General features: G+C 71.0%; 17 protein-coding genes. 16 read left to right on the top strand and 1 reads right to left on the bottom strand.

Annotated features, from left to right (window positions below; genetic code table 11):
* Positions 1-28 precede the first annotated feature (28 nt).
* Positions 29-895 (top strand): chain length determinant protein tyrosine kinase EpsG, encoded by an 867-nt coding sequence (epsG, locus tag G9Q37_RS00445; RefSeq protein WP_205710697.1) that lies wholly within the window; start codon positions 29-31, stop codon positions 893-895.
* Here epsG and G9Q37_RS00440 read toward each other — a convergent pair.
* Complete coding sequence (locus tag G9Q37_RS00440; RefSeq protein ID WP_166222959.1) at positions 882-1,289, bottom strand: VanZ family protein; 408 nt, start codon at positions 1,287-1,289, stop codon at positions 882-884. The two genes, epsG and G9Q37_RS00440, sit on opposite strands and share 14 nt — an antisense overlap.
* A 16-nt stretch (positions 1,290-1,305) precedes the next feature.
* Between G9Q37_RS00440 and xrtB the strand changes: the two genes are divergently transcribed.
* From xrtB to G9Q37_RS00365, 15 genes are read left to right on the top strand one after another with little or no spacing between them, the layout of a single operon-like run.
* Entirely contained in the window at positions 1,306-2,223 is a 918-nt protein-coding gene (xrtB, locus tag G9Q37_RS00435; RefSeq protein WP_205710696.1) for an exosortase B, read from the top strand.
* 2 nt (positions 2,224-2,225) lie between these two features.
* Positions 2,226-2,945 (top strand): exosortase-associated protein EpsI, B-type, encoded by a 720-nt coding sequence (gene epsI / locus G9Q37_RS00430; protein ID WP_166222957.1) that lies wholly within the window; start codon positions 2,226-2,228, stop codon positions 2,943-2,945.
* Entirely contained in the window at positions 2,942-4,060 is a 1,119-nt protein-coding gene (gene gmd / locus G9Q37_RS00425) for a GDP-mannose 4,6-dehydratase (RefSeq protein ID WP_166222954.1), read from the top strand. The genes epsI and gmd overlap by 4 nt, the downstream gene beginning before the upstream one ends.
* Positions 4,061-4,064: 4 nt before the next feature.
* Complete coding sequence (locus tag G9Q37_RS00420; RefSeq protein ID WP_166222952.1) at positions 4,065-5,051, top strand: GDP-L-fucose synthase family protein; 987 nt, start codon at positions 4,065-4,067, stop codon at positions 5,049-5,051.
* A complete protein-coding gene (locus G9Q37_RS00415; protein ID WP_166222950.1) occupies positions 5,048-6,124 on the top strand; it encodes a CgeB family protein in 1,077 nt (358 codons plus the stop codon). The genes G9Q37_RS00420 and G9Q37_RS00415 overlap by 4 nt, the downstream gene beginning before the upstream one ends.
* Before the next feature lie 8 nt (positions 6,125-6,132).
* Entirely contained in the window at positions 6,133-7,665 is a 1,533-nt protein-coding gene (locus G9Q37_RS00410) for a lipopolysaccharide biosynthesis protein (RefSeq protein WP_166222948.1), read from the top strand.
* A gap of 22 nt (positions 7,666-7,687) precedes the next feature.
* On the top strand, positions 7,688-9,313 hold the full coding sequence (locus G9Q37_RS00405; RefSeq protein ID WP_166222946.1) for a hypothetical protein: 1,626 nt from the start codon (positions 7,688-7,690) through the stop codon (positions 9,311-9,313).
* Between the two features lie 3 nt (positions 9,314-9,316).
* A complete protein-coding gene (locus G9Q37_RS00400; RefSeq protein ID WP_166222944.1) occupies positions 9,317-10,519 on the top strand; it encodes a glycosyltransferase in 1,203 nt (400 codons plus the stop codon).
* A gap of 51 nt (positions 10,520-10,570) precedes the next feature.
* Positions 10,571-12,319: an asparagine synthase (glutamine-hydrolyzing) gene (gene asnB, locus G9Q37_RS00395; protein ID WP_240936462.1), complete on the top strand. Its 1,749-nt coding sequence runs from the start codon at positions 10,571-10,573 to the stop codon at positions 12,317-12,319.
* Positions 12,316-13,473, top strand: coding sequence for a glycosyltransferase (locus G9Q37_RS00390; protein ID WP_166222940.1), 1,158 nt, complete (start codon positions 12,316-12,318; stop codon positions 13,471-13,473). Before asnB ends, G9Q37_RS00390 begins: the two co-directional genes overlap by 4 nt.
* A complete protein-coding gene (locus tag G9Q37_RS00385; RefSeq protein ID WP_166222938.1) occupies positions 13,470-14,030 on the top strand; it encodes an LbetaH domain-containing protein in 561 nt (186 codons plus the stop codon). Before G9Q37_RS00390 ends, G9Q37_RS00385 begins: the two co-directional genes overlap by 4 nt.
* Positions 14,027-14,872, top strand: coding sequence for a glycosyltransferase family 2 protein (locus G9Q37_RS00380; RefSeq protein WP_166222936.1), 846 nt, complete (start codon positions 14,027-14,029; stop codon positions 14,870-14,872). The genes G9Q37_RS00385 and G9Q37_RS00380 overlap by 4 nt, the downstream gene beginning before the upstream one ends.
* Positions 14,869-16,113 carry a glycosyltransferase WbuB gene (locus tag G9Q37_RS00375; protein WP_166222934.1) on the top strand — a complete coding sequence of 415 codons (1,245 nt, stop codon included), beginning with the start codon at positions 14,869-14,871 and terminating at the stop codon, positions 16,111-16,113. Before G9Q37_RS00380 ends, G9Q37_RS00375 begins: the two co-directional genes overlap by 4 nt.
* Positions 16,110-17,216 (top strand): glycosyltransferase family 4 protein, encoded by a 1,107-nt coding sequence (locus tag G9Q37_RS00370; protein WP_166222932.1) that lies wholly within the window; start codon positions 16,110-16,112, stop codon positions 17,214-17,216. Before G9Q37_RS00375 ends, G9Q37_RS00370 begins: the two co-directional genes overlap by 4 nt.
* On the top strand, positions 17,200-18,579 hold the full coding sequence (locus tag G9Q37_RS00365; protein WP_166222929.1) for a hypothetical protein: 1,380 nt from the start codon (positions 17,200-17,202) through the stop codon (positions 18,577-18,579). The genes G9Q37_RS00370 and G9Q37_RS00365 overlap by 17 nt, the downstream gene beginning before the upstream one ends.
* The last annotated feature ends 13 nt before the right edge of the window (positions 18,580-18,592 follow it).

The raw sequence follows: 18,592 nt of genomic DNA, 5'->3' as shown, positions 1-18,592 counted from the left end.
CGCAGTGCGCAGCACGGAGGGCCGTCCAGTGAACGCGCCCGAACGCCTGCGCAGCGCCCGCATGGGCAGCGCCATCGGCGACATCCTGGTGTCGCGCGGTCTGCTGCGCGAAGACGACATCCCGCGCGTGATCGCGCACCAGCGCGAAAAGCGCCTGCCCTTCGGCGAGGCCGCGATCGCGCTGCGGCTCATCCAGCGCGGCGACCTCGAATCGGCGCTGGCCAAGCAGTTCAACTACGGCTACCTGCAGGACGCCAGCGACGGCCTCTCGCGCGAGCTGGTCACGGCCTACAAGCCCTTCTCGAACGTGGCCGAGCAGATGCGCGCGCTGCGCGGCCAGCTGATGCTGCGCTGGTTCAACGGCGAGCCGCTGCGCAAGGTGCTGACCGTGGTGAGCCACCAGCCGCGCGACGGCCGCAGCTTCCTCGTGGCCAACCTCGCGGTGGCCTTCTCGCAGCAGGGGCAGCGCACGCTGGTGATCGACGGCGACCTGCGCCGTCCGCGCCTGCACACCCTGTTCAAGACCGAGCCCAGTGCGGGCCTGGCCGGCGTGCTCGCGGGTCGCGTGGGCACCGAGGTCATCGCCCAGGTGCCCGGGCTGCCGGGGCTGCGCGTGCTGCCGGCGGGCACCACGCCGCCGAACCCGCAGGAGCTGGTGGGCAGCCCCGCGCTGGCCGAACTGCTCGATGCCGCCATCGCCCAGCACGACGTGGTGCTCATCGACACGCCCGCCGGCCACGACTGCGCCGACGCGGAGATCCTGTCGGCCCGCGTGGGCGCGGCCGTGCTCGTGGCGCGGCGCAACCGCACAACCTTGCGCGGCGCGGGCGAATTCGCACGCCGCCTGCAAGACACCGGGGTCGCCCTGGTGGGGACGGTGCTCAATGACGCGTGAGCGCCGAGTCCTCGCTGTCGGCCCGCGGGCCGGCGCGCCAGCGCCAATGCAGCGCGTGCAGTGCCGTGCCCAGCAGCGCGCCCACCGCGTTGGCCAGCAGGTCGTCGGCGTCCACCGAGCGGCCGGGCTCGAAGAACTGCAGCCCCTCGTCCATCACGCCCACGAGCAGGGCCAGCAGAAAGCAGCGCCACAGGTCGCGCGGTCGCCGCACGCCGAGCAGCAGGCCCGCGCCCAGCGCCACGCCGGTGTAGAGCGTCAGGTGCACCAGCTTGTCCCAGGGCGACACCAGTACCTCGGCCACCTGGGCGTGCACCAGGTTGCCCCCGACCCAGATCAGCAGGCAGGCGAACACGCCCAGCACCAGCCGGCGCGCCTGCGGGCGCGATCCGCGCACAAGTCTCGAGACTGACGTGAACACGAACGATCCTTTCCTCTCGGCCGGGGACCGCGCGAACCCGGTGCAGCGCTGGCTGGCCTGGCTGCCGATTCTGGCCGGCCTGTGTGTCCTTTACGTGCCAACGCTGGCCGACCTCTTCACCGGCCCCTGGGCGCGCGACGAGCAGATGCACGGGCCGATCGTGCTCGGCATCTCGCTGTGGCTGCTGTACCGCAACTGGGGCGCCATGGAAGCCGCCGCCGAAGGCCGGCAGCCCAGCGCCTGGGGCTGGCCGCTCGTGGCGCTGGCCCTGCTGTTCTATGCGCTGGGCCGCTCGCAGGGCGTGGGCGTGTTCGAAGTCGGCTCGGTGATCTGGCTGCTCGCGGGGCTGATCGTGGTGCTGCGTGGCTGGTCCGCGCTCAAGGCCCAGTGGTTCGCGCTGTTCTTCATGGGCTTCATGGTGCCGCTGCCGCCTCAGGTGGTCGACGTGGTGACCATGCCCATGAAGATGGCCGTGTCCTACGTGGCCGAGCACGTGCTCTACGCCTTCGGTTACCCCATCGGCCGCAACGGGGTGGTGCTGCAGATCGGCCAGTACATGCTGCTCGTGGCCGACGCCTGCGCAGGCCTGCAGACCCTGCTCACGCTGGAAGCGCTCGGCCTGCTCTACCTCAACCTGGTGCGGCGCGATTCGCTGTTTCGCAACGTCGGCCTGGCGCTGCTGATCGTGCCGATCTCGTTCACCGCCAACGTGATCCGCGTGATGGCGCTCAGCCTCATCACCTACCACTTCGGCAACGAAGCCGGCCAGGGCTTCCTGCATGGCTTTGCGGGCATGGTGCTGTTCCTGAGCGCGCTCATCCTCATCATCGGCTTCGACAACCTGCTGCAGTTCGTCGAGCGCCTGCGCGGCCAGCCCCCGGCCCCGCCACCCGCCGTTCTGGGAGCCTGACCATGACGATCCCGCGCCGACACCTGCTTCTCGGCGGCCTCATGGCCGGCGGCGCCGCGCTGGCGCAGGCGCTGCGCCCCGAAGGCAGCCTGGCCGACGTGCGCGCTCCCATCGACCTCAAGGCCATGGTGCCGCCGCGTTTCGCCGACTGGCGCGAGCTCGGCGACGTGCCGGTGCAGATCGTCGACCCCGAGCTGCAGCGCACGATCGACGCCATCTACACCCAGGTGCTCACGCGCACCTACGCGCACGCCGACGGCTACCGCATCATGCTGTCCATCGCCTACGGCAAGGCGCAGACCGACAACCTGCAATTGCACCTGCCCGAGGTCTGCTATCCGGCCCAGGGCTTCAAGCTCGAACACATCGAGACCTTCCCGCTCGCGCTCGCCGACCAGACCATCACCGCGCGCCGCATGCGCACCCACCTGGGCCAGCGCTTCGAGCCCGTGACCTACTGGACCGTCGTGGGCGACCACATCACCGCAGGCGGCTTCGACAAGAAGCTCACCGAGATGCGCTACGGCCTGCTCGAGCGGCGCATCCCCGACGGCATGCTGGTGCGCGTGTCATCGATCGACCGCGACCACCGCCGCGGCCACGCGGTGCAGGCCGCCTTCGCGGCGGCCATGGTCGCCGCCATCGACCCGGCCCTGCGCGGCCGCTTCGCCGGACTCGACACCGCAACGCGCCTCGCGCTCCACCCAACGAACGCACCATGACCCCCAAAACCGCACTCATCACCGGCATCACCGGCCAGGACGGCGCTTACCTCGCCGAGCTGCTGCTGGCCAAGGGTTACCGCGTGCACGGCATCAAGCGGCGCGCCTCGTCGTTCAACACCGACCGCATCGACCACCTCTACCAGGACCCGCACGAGGCAGACCGCCGCCTGGTGCTGCACTACGGCGACCTCACCGACAGCAGCAACCTCGCGCGCATCGTGGGCCAGGTGCGGCCCGACGAGGTCTACAACCTCGGCGCGATGAGCCACGTGGCGGTGAGCTTCGAAACGCCCGAGTACACGGCCGACACCGATGCCATGGGCACGTTGCGCCTGCTCGAAGCCATCCGCCAGCACGGCCTCGAAAAAACCTGCCGCTTCTACCAGGCCAGCACCAGCGAGCTCTACGGCCAGGTGCAGGAAGTGCCGCAGCGCGAAACCACGCCGTTCTACCCGCGCAGCCCCTACGCGGTGGCCAAGCTGTTCGCCTACTGGATCACGGTGAACTACCGCGAGGCCTACGGCATGTATGCCTGCAACGGCATCCTGTTCAACCACGAGAGCCCGCGCCGCGGCGAGACCTTCGTCACGCGCAAGATCACGCGCGCGCTGTCGCGCATCGCGCTGGGCCTGCAGGACTGCCTGTACCTGGGCAACCTGAGCGCGCTGCGCGACTGGGGCCACGCGCGCGACTACGTCGAGATGCAGTGGCTCATGCTGCAGCAGGACCGGCCCGAGGACTTCGTGATCGCCACCGGCGTGCAGCACAGCGTGCGCCAGTTCGTGGAAATGGCCGCGGCCGAGCTGGGCATCGCGCTCACCTGGGTGGGCGAGGGCATCGACGAAGCCGGCGTGGTGGCATCGACCAGCCGCAGCGACCTCAAGGTCAGCGAAGGCGACGTGATCGTGCGCGTGGACCCGCGCTACTTCCGCCCCACCGAGGTCGAGACGCTGCTGGGCGACCCCAGCCGCGCCAAGGAAAAGCTCGGCTGGGCGCCGCGCGTGGGCCTGCCCGAGCTGGTGCGCGAAATGGTGCTCACCGACTACCAGATCGCGCGCCGCGACGCGATGGTCAAGCTCGCGGGGTTTCCGGCCTACGAGTACCAGGAGTGAGGCCGTGGACCTCGACGCCCCCATCTACGTCGCGGGCCACCGCGGCCTGGTCGGCTCGGCCATCGTGCGGGCCCTGCGCGCCAGCGGCCACCGGCGGCTGATCCTGCGCACGCACGCCGAGCTCGACCTCACCGACGCCGCGGCCACCGAACGCTTCTTCGCCAGCGAACGCCCGGCCTACGTCTTCCTGGCGGCGGCGCGCGTGGGCGGCATCCTCGCCAACCGCGAGCAACCGGCCGACTTCATCCGCGACAACCTGCTGATCCAGACCAACGCCATCCACCAGGCCTGGCGGCACGGCGTGCAGCGGCTGCTGTTCCTCGGCTCGAGCTGCATCTACCCGCGCCTGGCGCCGCAGCCGCTGCAGGAGGTTCACCTGCTCGGCGGCCCGCTCGAACCCACCAACCGCGCCTACGCCCTCGCCAAGATCGCCGGCATCGAGATGTGCTGGAGCTACAACCGCCAGCACGGCACGCGCTTTCTGGCGGCCATGCCCACCAACCTCTACGGGCCCGGCGACAACTTCGACCTGCAGAGCAGCCACGTCATTCCCGCGCTCATGCGCAAGTTCCACGAGGCCCGCGTGAACGGCGCGCCGAGCGTGAGCGTGTGGGGCAGCGGCACGCCGCGGCGCGAGTTCATGCACAGCGACGACATGGCCGCCGCCTGCCTGCACCTGATGCGCCTGGACGACGCGGGCTTCGACAGCCTGCTGGGCAGCGACGAGGCCGCCACCGGCCGCTTCGAGCCGCCGCTGATCAACATCGGCGTGGGCGAAGACCTCACCGTGCGCGAGCTCGCGCAAACCCTGGCGCGCGTGGTCGGCTACGAAGGCGCGATCGAGTTCGACCGCAGCAAGCCCGACGGCACGCCGCGCAAGCTCATGAACGTGAGCCGCCTCACGGCCCTGGGCTTTCGCCCGCAGCGCCGGCTGGAAGACGGGCTGCGCGCGGTGTACCGCGAGGTGTTCCTCGACAAGGCTGCGGCATGAATCCGGCCGGCTGCAGCGTGCTCTACCTCGGCCCGCGCAGCGGCACCTGCCTGGACCGCGCACGCGCCTTGCGACGGCTGGGCGCGAGCGTCGAGCACCTCGACCTGCGCGAGCTGCTGCCCGCCAGCCCCTGGGTCGACCGCTGGACCTGGCACGTGGGCGGCCACTGGTTCGGCCGCCGCATCGACAGCGGCCTGCAGCGCGTGCTGGGGCAGCGTCGCTTCGACGTCTGCCACGTGGACGGCGGCGAGTGGGTCACGCCGCAGGTGGTGGCGCGGCTGCGCCGGCACGCCCGACGCATCGTCAACTACAACATCGACGACCCCACAGGGCCACGCGACGGCGCGCGCTTCGCCGCCTACCGGCAGGCCGTGCCCGACTACGACCTGCTCGTGGTGGTGCGCGAAGAGAACCTGCCCGAGCTGCGACGCCTGGGTGCACGCCGCTGCATGCGCGTGTTCCGCAGCGCCGACGAAGTCAGCCACGCACCGCGCGCCGTGTCGGCGCTCGACCGGATCGCATGGGGCAGCGACGTGCTGTTCCTCGGCTCCTGGTTTCCCGACCGCGGTCCCTTCCTGCTCGAACTCATCGAACGCGGCGTGCCGCTGACCATCCGCGGCCCGAACTGGCACAAGGCGCCCGAGTGGAAACGCCTGCAGGCGCATTGGGCGGGCGGCGCCATCGGCGGCGACGACTACGCGCGCGCCATCCAGTGCGCGCGCGTGAACCTGGGCCTGCTCTCGCACGACAACCGCGACCGCCACACCACGCGCTCGCTGGAAATTCCCGCGCTCGGCGGCCTGCTGTGCGCCGAGCGCACCGACGAGCACGAGCGGCTGTACCGCGAGGGCGAAGAGGCCGTGTTCTGGCGCGACGCAAAGGAATGCGCCGAGGTCTGCGCGGCCCTGCTGGCCGACGAGCCGCGGCGCGATCGCCTTGCGCAGGCCGGGCAGCGGCGCTACCAGCGCGACGGACACCACAACGAGCGCGTGATGCAGCGCATCCTGCGCGCCGCGCTCGACGAAGGGCCGGCCACGGTGATCGAGGCGGCGATGCACAGCGAGCACGCCTGAGCAGCGCCATGGGAACCGCCGCACGTGTGTTGTCGGGAAGCCTGGCGGCATGGGCGCGCATCGGCGTGATGGTGGTCACCCAGGTGGGGCTGGTGCCGGTGTTCCTCACGCACTGGCCTGTCGAGCAGTACGGGTGCTGGCTGGTGATCGTGTCGGTGGGCAGCTTCGTGGGCATCTTCAGCTACGCCCACCACACCTACGTGGGCAACGAGATCCTGCGCGTGCCGCAACGCGATGCCCGCGCGATCTCGTCGCTGCTGTCGGCCGCCCTGCCCTTCAGCCTGGCGCTGGGGCTGGCGGAATGGCTGCTGCTCGGCGCGCTGGCGTTGAGCGGCCAGGCCGCGCGCCTGTTCGACCTCGATGGCCTGCTTCCGCCGCGGCTGACCGCAGAAGCCACCACGGCGCTGCTGGTGCACTGCGGAACCACCTACCTCTCGGTCTGCATCAGTGGGCTGTACGGGCGGGTCGCGAGCGCCTTCGGCCGTTTTCCGCGCGCCGCCTGGTGGGGCGTGGGCATCGCACTGGCCAACGCCGTGGCCACCGCCGGGCTGCTGCACCGGGGCGCGGGCCTGCTGCAACTGTCGATCGCACTGGGCCTGCTCACGCTGGCGCTGCACCTGCTGTACCTCGCCGACCTGTGGGGCATCGCGCGCGCCCACCGGGTGCGGCTGGGCCTGCCTTCGTGGCGGCTGGGCTGGCGCAACCTGCTGGCCTCGTTCGGTCTCGGCTTGACCTGCCTGCTCGGCCTGGTGCGCCAGCAAGGCACACGCGTCCTGGTGAGCGCCACGCTGGGCGCCGCGCCCGCGGTGGTGTTCACCACGCTGCGTACCGCGAGCAACCTGGCCTTGCAGGGCGTGGCCACCGTGATCGACCCCTTGTTTCCGGAGTTCATGGGCTTTCTGCGCGATCGCCGTCAGGGCGCGATCGACAGCACCTTCGCCTTCATCTGGCTGCTGGTGGTGTTCATGCTCGGCCCGCTGCTGGTGCTGCTGCAGGCGCTCGGGCCGGCCTTGTTCGAGGCCTGGACCCAGGGCAAGCTGCCCTTCGACGCGCCGGTGTTCGCCCTCTTCTCCGCGGCCATGCTGGTGTTTGCACTGGCGCGCCCAGCCGAGTCCATCGTGGTCGGCAACAACCTGCTGCGGGTGCAGTTCGTCACCGCCGCGTCACTCGCGGGCTTTACCGTCGCGGGCATCGTCTGGCTCGACGGGCGGCTGGGCATGGGCGGCGTGGCCGCCGTGCTGCTGGCGGCGGAAACCGCGAGCGCCGTCACGATGCTGGTGCGGGCGCGCCGCTGGATGGCGCAGCAAGGCCTGGTGTGGCCGCAGGGCCTGTTCCGGTTCGCGCTGCTGCAGGCCGCCGTGTGCGTGGCCGCCATGTTGGCGATCGCCTGGGTGCCGCCGTGGGGCCCCGCGGTCTGCAGCGGGGTGTTGCTGGGCACGGGCGCGCTGATGGCCGCCTTCCTGAGCCGGCTGCCCGAAGACCAGCGCACGTGGTTGCGCCAGCGCGCCCAACGCTTTCTGCCGCTGGCCAGCCGACGCTGACCCCCATCCACCCCGCGCCCCCATGAACACGCCCCCGGTCCGTCGATCTGCCGCCCCGAGCACCGGCCGGTTCGTGCTGTACCTGCTGATGGCGCTCTCGCTGGGGGCGCTGGCGGGCCAGCTGCTGATCGACCCCGCAGCGGACAACATCGCCTCGGCCTGCATCGCCTTCGCCTCGTCGATGGCGGTGCTGCTCTACCTGCTGTGGACACCGGCCCTGCAGACCCACCCGCTGTCCACCTTCGCGCTGTTCGGCTTTTGCGTGACCACCCAGCTGGGCGCGCTGCTGGGCCAGACCGCGTACGGCACCTCGCTGGCCGGCAACCTGCGGCTGCCGCTGGAAACCTTCGGCATGCTGGCCGGTTTCCAGCTGCTGGCCATGCTCGCGCACACGGGCTACCGCTGGGTGCTCAGCCCGTCCGGGGCGCACGGCGAATCGCTGCCGCGCCAATGGCTGCGCGGCCTGGGCTTGTATGCCACGCCCAGCACCGGTGTGTTGTGGTTCACGGGCTATGTGGGCCTGCTGGCCTTTCTGCTGGGCGCAGGCCGCGAGAGCACCTTCGGCAAGGTGATGCAGGGCCTGTCGTTCCTGGCCTGGGCGCCGTTCCTGATTCCCATGTACATGCTGCAGTTCGGCGAGGCCTACAGCCGCTGGCGCCAGCAGTGGCTGGGCCTGTTGTTCTTTGCCGGCCTGGTGGTGCTGCTGGGCCTGGCCGCCAACGCGCGCCAGGTGATGCTGTCGGGCTTCGTGACGGTCGGCCTGTTCGTGCTGCTCGGCGTGATGCGCAGCGCGCAACCCGTGTCGGGCAAGCGCGTGCTGCAGGTGGCCGTGGCCGGCCTGGTGCTGGCCGCGCTGTCGATTCCGCTCAGCGATCTCGCCACGGCCATGGTGGTGGCGCGCAAGGCGCGCGGCAGCGTGTCGGCGGTGCAGATGGTGCAGAACACCTTTCACTACTGGACGCGCCCCGAGGAGCTCGCCAACGTGCGCGAGGAGCAGCGCGCCGACACCTTGCGCAAGTACGACGAGCACTACTTCGACAACCCCCTGCTGGCGCGCCTGGTCGAAACCAAGTTTCACGACAACGCCCTGTACTTCGCGAGCACGCTCACGCAAAGCGACCGGCAGTTGCTCACTGAAACCACGCTCGACATGTTCTGGGTGGCGCTGCCCGACCCGGTGATCCGCCGCCTGGGCATCGACATCGACAAGAAGGCGCTCGAGTTCTCTATCGGCGACTACCTGAGCCATCTGAGCCAGGGCGCCGCGCTGGGCAGCCGGCGCACCGGCTCCATGCTCGCGCAAGGCCTCGGCGTGGCCGGGCCGGCCTTTCTGGCGATGTATTTCGCGGGCTGCCTGCTGGCCTTTGCGGCGATGGACCTGCTGGCCTTCCGGCACCGCCGGGGCCAGGTGATGTTGTCGGCCGTGGGCATGCTGCTGGTCTGGAAGCTGTTCCAGAACGGCTTGAGCAACGACTCACTGCACGCCTGGCTCATCGGCACCGTGCGCAACCTGCCGCAGAACATCGTGCTGTTCCTGCTGGTGGCCGGTGTGGCGCGGGCGCTGGGCGCGCTGTTCGGTGGCTCGCGGCCCTCGGTCGACGCCCTGCCCGCCGAACCCGCGCGCGGGCTCCAGCCCGGGAGGGCCTGAGCCGTGCGCATCGTGCTGTTGGCCCACCCGGCGTTCATGGATTCGCAGAGCATGCCGCGCTTTGCAGGCATGTTGCGATCGGCGTATGAAGCGCGCGGTCACGAGGTGCAGGTGTGGGCGCCGCCCGCCCGGCTGCGTGCATGGATACAGCGTGGCGCCTTGAGCAAATGGGCCGGTTACGTCGATCAGTACCTGTTGTTCGCCTGGTGGTTGAGAGGGGCTGTGGCGCGAGAGCCCGCAGACACCCTTTTCGTGCTCACCGATCAGGCGCAGGGCCCCTGGGCGCCGCGCCTGCAGGACCGTCCGCATGTCGTCCACGTGCACGATCTGCTCGCGCTTCGCAGCGCCCTCGGCGAGATTCCGCAGAACCCCACACGCTTTACTGGCCGGCTCTATCAGCGCTTCATTCGCCACGGCTATCAGCACGCGAGGCACTTCATCTGCATCTCCCAACGGACCCGGGAAGACTTGCTGCGGTTGAGTCGCTTGCAGGCCACCACTTGCGAGGTGGTTCACAACGGTATGAATCACCCCTATGAACCGATGACGGCCGAGGCCGCGACAGGCATCCTCGAGGCCGCGGGCCACCCCGTGCCGGGTCCCGGGATGTTGCTGCACGTCAGCGGTGGGAGCTGGTACAAGAACGTGCAGGGGGTGTTGCGCCTTTATGCACAGCACGTCCTCCGCCATTCGCAGCCACTGCCGCTGTGGTTGGTGGGGGTGCCTCAAAGCCCGGCTATTCGACAGGCTGTCCATGCGCTTCCCCCGACGGCCCAGGTTCGGTTTCTCTACAACCTCGACAACACCGCGCTGCAGGCGGCCTATTCGCTGGCTCAGGCGCTGCTGTTTCCGAGCCTGGCAGAAGGCTTCGGCTGGCCGATCATCGAGGCGCAGGCCTGCGGTTGCCCGGTGATCACCACCGACGACGCCCCCATGAACGAGATCGGGGGACCCGAATCGCGCTACCTGCCCTTGCTGAATGCCAGCGACGACATTGACGCCTGGGCAGCCCATGGCGCGCAGGTGCTCCAGGCGCTGCTGGACGTGCCCGCCGGTGAGCGGCGCCGCCGGGCCGCCGCCTGCGTGGCCTGGTCGCGCCGCTTCGAGGCCTCCAAAGCCATCGATCAATACCTCCGCATTTACGCGCGCTTGCTGAGCGATACCGCCACGCCTGCCGCCGCCATGCCGACACCCGAAAGACGCTGACCCATGTGCGGAATCGCCGGCACGCTGGCCTACCACCCGGACGCCTCTCCTGTGAACCTGGACGAGCTCATGCGCATGCGGGAGCGCATGCGAGCGCGAGGACCCGACGGCGCAGGCCTGTGGTGTTCAAGCGATGGGCGGGTTGCGCTGGCGCACCGGCGCCTTGCCATCATCGCCACCGACGACAGCGGCGCCCAACCGATGCGCGACGAACGCAACGGCAACCAGATCGTTTTCAACGGCGAGATCTACAACCACGCGGCGCTGCGCGAAGACCTGGTGCGCAGCGGCGTGGCCATGCGCACCGCGTCCGACACGGAGGTGCTGCTCAAGCTGTGGTCGCGCGACGGCCCGGCCATGCTCGGCCGCCTGCGCGGCATGTTCGCCTTCGCCATCTGGGACGCGGCCAGCCGCGCGCTGTTTCTGGCGCGTGACGCGTTCGGCGTCAAGCCGCTGTACGTCGCCGACGATGGCGCGACGCTGCGCTTCGCCTCACAAGTCAAGTCGTTGCTGGAAGCGGACGTCGACCGTCGACCGGAGCCTGCTGGCCACGCGGGTTTCCTGCTGTGGGGATCGGTGCCGGACCCCTGGACGCTTTACAAGGGTATCCGGGCCCTGCCTGCAGGGCACTGGATGCAGGTGCGCGACGGCAAAGCCGGCGGCGCGGTGCCCTTCGACAGCCCACTTCATGGCCTGCTGTGCGCGCAAGAGGCCCGGCGCGATCCGCTCGCAGAACCGTTGAACGACATCGCCCGCGCGGTGGACGACAGCGTGGCCGCGCACATGGTGGCCGATGTGCCGGTCGGCGTATTCCTGTCGGCCGGACTGGACTCCACCATGATCGCGGCTTGCGCCGCCAGGCACCGGGCCCTGCACACCGTCACCCTCGGTTTCGACGAGTACGCGGGCACCCGCCAGGACGAGGCCGCGCTGGCGGCGGAAGTGGCCAGCCAGCTCGGCGCAAAACACCACCTGCACCGCTTCAATGCGTCTGACTTTGCAAAGGACCGCGAAGCCCTGATGCACGCGATGGACCAGCCCACCGTCGATGGCATCAACACCTGGTTCGTGGCCAAGTCGGCCGCTGCACAAGGCCTAAAGGTGGCTTTATCGGGCATTGGCGGCGACGAATTGTTCGGCTCCTACCCGAGTTTCAGCCAGGTGCCGACCTTGCAGCGGCGAATACAGCCGCTGGCCCGGGTGCCTCACCTGGGACTGGGCATCCGCCACGCCATGAGCCGGATGCCAGGGCTGCTGCCCTCGGCGAAGTACGCCGGCCTGGTGGAGTACGGCGGCTCGATCGGTGGCGCCTATTTGCTGCGGCGTGCGCTGTTCATGCCCTGGGAGATTCCAGCCTTGATGGACCCGGAGCTCGCCGCGCAAGGTCTGGCCGAACTCGACACGCTGGCCCGCCTGCAGGCGAGTACCCGTGGTCTTCGCTCGCCGCGGCTGGCGCTCTCGGCACTCGAGATGCAGTGGTACATGCGCCACCAGTTGCTGCGCGACGCCGACTGGGCCGGCATGGCGCATTCGCTCGAGATCCGCGTGCCGTTCGTGGACGGCACGCTGCTGCGGCAATGGCGCGAGCTGCCCGGCCTGTCGGCCACGCGCGAAAAGCGCGCGGTGGCGCGGGCGGTGGCGCCGCAGCTGCCGGCGCCGGTGCTCGAACGGCCCAAGACCGGCTTTGCCGTGCCCATCCACCAGTGGCTGCATCCCGGCGCCGCCCACACCGTGGGCAACCACCGCGGCTGGGCCCGCTTCCTCTACCGGTCCTTCACCCAGGAACAGGCGGTCGCATGAAACTGCTGCACGTGTTGCCCACCGTGGATCCCCGCCGCGGCGGCCCGATGGAAGGGGTGCTGCAGCGCGGGCTGCGTTTGCGCGAGATGGGGCACGAGGTCGACATCGTCGCGCTCGACGACCCGTCCATGCCGCACGTGCGCGAACACCCGCTCACGGTGCACGCGATCGGCCCGGGCCACGGCAAGTACGGCTTCCACCGCGGCCTCTCGGGCTGGCTGCGCCAGCACGCGCGCCGCTATGACCTCACCGTGGTCAACGGCCTCTGGCAGTACCACAGCCTGGCCACCTGGCACACCCATCGCGCGATGGGCCTGCCCTACGTGGTGTTCACGCACGGCATGCTCGACCCCTGGTTCAAGCACACCTACCCGCTCAAGCACCTCAAGAAGTGGCTGTACTGGCCCTGGGGCGACTACCGCGTGCTGCGCGACGCCGCGGCCGTGCTGTTCACCAGCGAAGAGGAACGCCGCCTCGCGCGCGAATCGTTCTGGCTTTATGCCGCGCGCGAACAGGTGGTGGCCTACGGCACGCGGCCGCCCCCCGAAGACGGGCCGCGCCTGGCGCAGCGGTTTCTCGAAACGTATCCCGAACTGCGCGGCAAGCGGCTGCTGCTGTTCCTGGGCCGGCTGCACGAGAAGAAGGGCTGCGACCTGCTGGTGGAGGCCTTCGGCGAAGAGGCACCGAGGCACCCGGGCCTGCACCTGGTGTTCGCTGGGCCCGACGACGGCGGGCAGCTCGATCGCCTCAAGCTGCTGGCCAGGCGGCATTCGGTGGCCCACCGCGTGCACTTCACCGGCATGCTCAGCGGCGAGGCCAAGTGGGGCGCGCTGCACCTGGCCGAGGCCTTCGCCCTGCCCTCGCACCAGGAAAACTTCGGCATCGCCGTGGCCGAGGCATTGGCTTGCGGCCTGCCGGTTCTGATCTCGGACAAGGTGAACATCTGGCGCGAGATCCAGGCGGCCGGCGCCGGCCTGGTGAACACGGACAGCGCCGAGGGCATGCGCCGGCTGCTGGCCCACTGGCTCGCGCTCGACGCGGACCAGCGCCACGCCATGAGCCAGGCGGCGCGCGCGCTCTTTCGGCGCCAGTTCTCGGTCGATGCGATGGCGCAGTCGCTCATCGACGTCGCGCATGCGCTGGGGCGGCCATGATCGTCCAGGGCAACGACCCGGCCACGCAGGCCTCGTTCGCGCTGGGCAACCGGCTCGCGCGCGCGCTCTGGGGACTGGTATGGCTGCTGCTGTTTCGCCCCAGCCCGCGGCCCGCGCACGCGTGGCGCAGCACGCTGCTGCGGGCCTTCGGGGCGCGCCTGGGCCGGCACGTGCACGTGTACCCGGGCGTGCGCATCTGGGCGCCCTGGCAGCTCGAGATCGGCGACCGGGTGGGCGTGGGCGATGGCGCGACGCTCTACAACATGGGGCCGCTGCGCATCGGCTCGGGGGCCGTGATCTCGCAGGGCGCGCACCTGTGCGGCGGCACCCACGACATCGATTCGCCCAACTTCCAGCTCGTGGCCCGGCCGATCGACATCGGCGAACACGCCTGGGTCTGCGCCGAGGCCTTCGTCGGGCCCGGCGTGCGTCTGGCGCCGGGATGCGTGCTCGGCGCGCGCTCGGTGCTGATGCGATCGGTCGACGAGGCATGGACGGTGTGGGCCGGCCACCCCGCCGTGCGGGTGCGCCAGCGGCGCCGGGGGGCCGTTCAATGAGCGCGCCAGCGAATCTGCCGGTGTCGGTGCTGGTGCTCACGCGCAACGAGGAGCGCGACCTGCCGGGCTGCCTCGCCACCGTGGCCTGGAGCGACGATGTGCACGTGCTCGACTCGCTCAGCGACGACCGCACCGTGGCCCTGGCGCAGGCCGCGGGCGCCACGGTGACGCAGCGCGCCTTCACGGGTTACGCGAGCCAGCGCAACGCCGGCCTGGCCCTGCCGTTCAAGCACCGCTGGGTGCTGATCCTCGACGCCGACGAGCGCCTGCCCGAAGCGCTGCGCGACGAGATCGGCCGCTTCGTGCAGCGCGCGCCCGCCGGGGTGGTGGCCGCGCGCATGCGCCGGCGCGACATCTGGTGGGGACGCTGGCTCAGGCACTCGCAGATCTCGCCCTTCTACGTGCGCCTGGTGCGGCCGCCGCACGTGCGCTACGAGCGCGAGATCAACGAGGTGCTGCAGGTCGATGGCGGCATCGAGGACCTGCAGGCGCCATTCGACCACTACCCGTTCTCGAAGGGGCTGGACCACTGGCTGCACAAGCACAACCAGTACTCGCGCATGGAGGCCGATCTGATCGTGCAGGGCGCGATCGCCCGGCCCTCGTGGCGCATCGCCCTGTTCGGCGCCGACTTCAACCAGCGGCGCGTGCACCAGAAGGCGCTGTTCTACCGGCTGCCCGCGCGGCCGCTGGTGAAGCTGCTGTACATGCTGCTGTGGCGTCGCGGCCTGCTCGACGGCATGGCCGGCGTTCGCTACGCGCTGCTGCAGTGCATCTACGAGTACTTCATCGTGCTCAAGGTCAAGGAGCGCGAGGCCGCGGCCCGCGAACCCCGGCCATGAAGATCCTCGTCTACAGCACCAACTTCGCCCCCGAACCCGTGGGCATCGGCAAGTACTCGGGCGAGATGGCGGCCTGGCTGGCCGCGCGCGGACACGAGGTGCGCGTGGTGTGCGCGCCGCCCTACTACCCGGCCTGGCAGGTCGATGCCGGCTGGCGCCGTCCGGCCTGGCGCCAGCACACGTGGCAGGGTGTGCGCGTGTGGCGCGCACCGCTGTGGGTGCCGCGGCACCCGGGGGGCCTCAAGCGCGTGCTGCACCTCGCGAGTTTTGCGCTGGCCTCGCTGCCGGCCATGCTGCGCCAGTGGGCCTGGCGCCCCGACGCGGTGATCGTGGTGGCGCCTGCGCTGCTGTGCGCGCCCATGGGGTGGCTCACGGCCCGGGCCACGGGCGCCCAGGCGTGGCTGCATGTGCAGGACTTCGAGGTCGACGTGGCCTTGCAGATGGGCCTGCTGCGCCACGCCGCGCTGCGCCGCACGGCCCTGGGCCTGGAATCGTGGCTGCTGCGCCGCTTCGACACCGTGTCCACGATCTCTGGGCGCATGCTCGCGCACCTGAGGCGCAAGGGCGTGGACGAAGCCCGGGGCTGCCTGTTTCCCAACTGGGCCGACGTGCAGACCGTGCGCCCGCTCGCCGGCCCCAGCCCCTACCGCGCCGAGCTGGGCCTGGCCGACGGGGTGCGTGTGGCCCTGTTCTCGGGCACCTGGAACGCCAAGCAGGGGCTGGACGTGATCGCGCGCGCCGCGCAGCACCTCGCGCACCGCAGCGACATCGTGTTCGTGGTGTGCGGCCAGGGCGCGATGCAGGCCGAGCTCGAACAGGCGGCGCGCCGCCTGCCCAACCTGCGGCTGCTGCCGCTGCAACCGCTGGAGCGGCTGGGCGATCTGCTGGGCCTGGCCGACGTGCACCTGCTGCCGCAGAGCGTGGAAGCCGAAGACCTGGTGCTGCCTTCCAAGCTCACCAACATGCTGGCCAGCGGACGCCCGGTGATCGCGACCTGCCGCGAGGGCACGGAGCTGGCCGACGTGGTCTCGCGCTGCGGGGCCTGCGTGCCGCCGGGCGACGACCGCGCGCTCGCGGCCACGCTGGCATCGCTGATGGACAGCCCGTCGCGGCGCCTCACGCTGGGCCAGCGCGCGCGCGCCCACGCCGAGCAGCACATCGACCGCGACGCCGTGCTGAGCGCCCTGCTCGCCCGGCTTGCGGCCACCGAAGGCCGCACCGACACGAGGACCGTTCCATGAGCGTTGGCGATTCGTTTCCCGCGGCCGGCGAGGCCGTGATCTTCCAGCCCGAGTTCGTGGAGTTCGGCGGCGAGGAGCGCGTGATCCTCGCGCTCAGCGAAGGCCTGCACGCGCGCGGCAAGCCGCACTGTGTGCTCTGCTACCACGACCACATCGACCTGGCGCGCCACGCCACGCTGCCGCTGCGCGTGCACCAGCTGCGGCCCGAGGCCGGCGGACCGGTGAAGGCCTGGGCGCTGCGCGCTGCGCTGGCGCGCATCCGGGCCATGGGCTCGCCGCTGCCCGCGCTGTTCAACATCCAGTCGGCCATGCACGCCGGGCTGGTGGGCGCGCGCCATTTCCAGCTGCGCATCCCCGACACCTACAGCCTGCTCTCGCCCGCGCCGCAAGACACGGTGGGCGAGCGCATGAGGCTGCGCGTGCGCGACTGGGCCACGGGCCGCGGTGTGCGCGCGGCGCAGCAACTGCTCACCAACACGCAGGCGCTGTCGCACGAGATGCACCGGCTCTATGGGCGCCGTGCGCAGGTGCACTACCTGGGCGGTCATGGCCGCATCGCCGGTGAACTGCCGTTGCGCAGCGAGCAGGAGGTGCAGTTGCTCAGCGTGTGCCGGCTGCAGGCCAGCAAGCGCATCGACTGGATGCTGCGCGCGCTGGCCGCCGGCGACCCGGGCGGGCCGCGCTGGCGGCTGCACATCGCGGGCAAGGGGCCCGAGGGCGACGCACTGCAGGCGCTGGCCGCCTCGCTGGGCATCGCCGATCGCGTGGTGTTCCACGGCTTCGTGAGCGACGCGCGGCTGGAAGACCTGTACCGCCTGGCCCATGTGTTCCTGATGCCCGCGCGCCAGGGCTTCGGCCTGCCGGCGATCGAGGCGCTGTACCGGCGCTGCGCGGTGGTGCTCAACCGCGAATCGGGTGTGAGCGAAATTCTCGAAGGCACGCCCTGGGTGCTGATCGCCGAGCCCGGCGAGGCCGGCTTCGCGGCGGCGCTGCAGACCATGCTGCGGCGGGTGCAGCGGCCGGGCCTGTTCGACCGGCCCTTGCCCACGCTGCCGACCATGGAGCGCTGGGCCGGCGAGGTGATCGATGCGCTGGGGTGGTGACAGCGCGCTGGCCACGCTGGCGCTGGCGCTGCTGGCGGCGCGCGTGGCGGTGTTCGCGGCGCTGCCGCTGCCGGCCCCGGTGGGCGACGGCGTGCTGTTTGCCTCGGTCGCGCAGTACCACTGCGCCAGCGGCGTCTTCGAGACGCCGATCTTTCCGCTCGACCCCACCGGCGCCTACCGCTACGTGTGGCACGGCATTGCCTGGCCCGGGCTGCTGTCGCTGCTCAATCCCGATTGCTCGCTGCAGGGCGGCTTCATCGCGCTGGCGATCACCATGGGCCTGACGGCCCTGGCGCTGGCCTGGGGCTTCGGCAGCCGCCATGGCGTGTGGGCCACCGCACTGCTGATCGCGGTGGTTGGTGCCTTGCAGGCCAAGCTGGGCTTTCGGCCCGAAACGCTCGCCATGCCCATCGCGCTGCTGGGCCATGCATGGCGCGTGCGCGGCATGGCCTGGGCCTGGGTGGCCAGCATCGGCCTGCTGGCCTGGACGCAGCCCACGGCCTGCCTGCTGGCGGCAGCGCATGCGCTGCTCACGCTCGACGCGCACGACCAGCGGGCCCTGTGGCGGGGCGCGCCCCTGGGCCTGCCGGCCGTGCTCGCGGTGCAGGGCCTGATCGTGCTGGCCTATCCGTTCCCGCTTGCCGACCTGCTGGCCGGCCTGTCGCAGCAGGGCAGCCAGTTCGCGGGCCGCCAGGACGGCGGCCTGCTGGTGTACTTCGTGCGCAGCGATTTCTTCCCGCTGCTGGGGCTGGCGATGGCGGGCGTGTTCGCGCTGGCGTGCTGGCGGCGGCCCGCGCTGCTGCTCTTGCTGCCCCTGGTGGCGTACTTCGGCCTGCGCGTGCCGCCGGCCTGGTACAACCTGGCGCCGCTGTTCGTGGTGCTGCTGGCCTCGCTGCGCGATGCGCCGCCGCGCGCGCCCGGGCCGACCGCAGCGCGGACCACGGCGCTGCTGTGCGCGCTGCTGGCCAGCGCGGGGCTGGCGCAATCGCTGCTGCGCGATGGCGTGAGCGCCTGGCGCGAGCGGCCCGATGCCGCGGCCGCGCTCGGACCGCTGCGGCAACTGCAGGACCGCGGGGTGGCGGTGTGCGGCGTGCCGCCCTGGCTGACGCTGCTGCGGCCCGCGAACGCCTTCGAGCCCGCCTACGAGCCGCGGCTCAAGGGATGCCCACCCGCCGGTGCGCGCGAGGCGGTGGACCTGGTGCCGATGACCGCACTGCACGCGCGCGCCGATGCCGATGCCTGCCGGCTGCCGCCCCGGCGCGCGGACGTGCCGGCCGCGCTCGACCGCCTGTTCCGCTCGGGGTCCGGCTATGGCGTGGCCGTGTGCCCTGCCCTGCGCCCCCCGCCCATCGCACCGCGCTGATGCGCCAACCGAC

Source organism: Hydrogenophaga crocea (genome assembly GCF_011388215.1).
Classification (GTDB): domain Bacteria; phylum Pseudomonadota; class Gammaproteobacteria; order Burkholderiales; family Burkholderiaceae_C; genus Hydrogenophaga; species Hydrogenophaga crocea.
The sequence above is the reverse complement of the archived record's forward strand: the minus strand, read 5'-3'. Positions and strand labels throughout refer to the sequence as shown.

Bases quoted from the DNA above. Each gene is read 5' to 3' on its own strand.
- epsI (WP_166222957.1), top strand. From the start codon at position 2,226: ATGACGATCCCGCGCCGACACCTGCTTCTCGGCGGCCTCATGGCCGGC.
- gmd (WP_166222954.1), top strand. From the start codon at position 2,942: ATGACCCCCAAAACCGCACTCATCACCGGCATCACCGGCCAGGACGGC.
- G9Q37_RS00415 (WP_166222950.1), top strand. From the start codon at position 5,048: ATGAATCCGGCCGGCTGCAGCGTGCTCTACCTCGGCCCGCGCAGCGGC.
- G9Q37_RS00410 (WP_166222948.1), top strand. From the start codon at position 6,133: ATGGGAACCGCCGCACGTGTGTTGTCGGGAAGCCTGGCGGCATGGGCG.
- G9Q37_RS00405 (WP_166222946.1), top strand. From the start codon at position 7,688: ATGAACACGCCCCCGGTCCGTCGATCTGCCGCCCCGAGCACCGGCCGG.
- G9Q37_RS00390 (WP_166222940.1), top strand. From the start codon at position 12,316: ATGAAACTGCTGCACGTGTTGCCCACCGTGGATCCCCGCCGCGGCGGC.
- G9Q37_RS00385 (WP_166222938.1), top strand. From the start codon at position 13,470: ATGATCGTCCAGGGCAACGACCCGGCCACGCAGGCCTCGTTCGCGCTG.
- G9Q37_RS00380 (WP_166222936.1), top strand. From the start codon at position 14,027: ATGAGCGCGCCAGCGAATCTGCCGGTGTCGGTGCTGGTGCTCACGCGC.
- G9Q37_RS00375 (WP_166222934.1), top strand. From the start codon at position 14,869: ATGAAGATCCTCGTCTACAGCACCAACTTCGCCCCCGAACCCGTGGGC.
- G9Q37_RS00370 (WP_166222932.1), top strand. From the start codon at position 16,110: ATGAGCGTTGGCGATTCGTTTCCCGCGGCCGGCGAGGCCGTGATCTTC.
- G9Q37_RS00365 (WP_166222929.1), top strand. From the start codon at position 17,200: ATGCGCTGGGGTGGTGACAGCGCGCTGGCCACGCTGGCGCTGGCGCTG.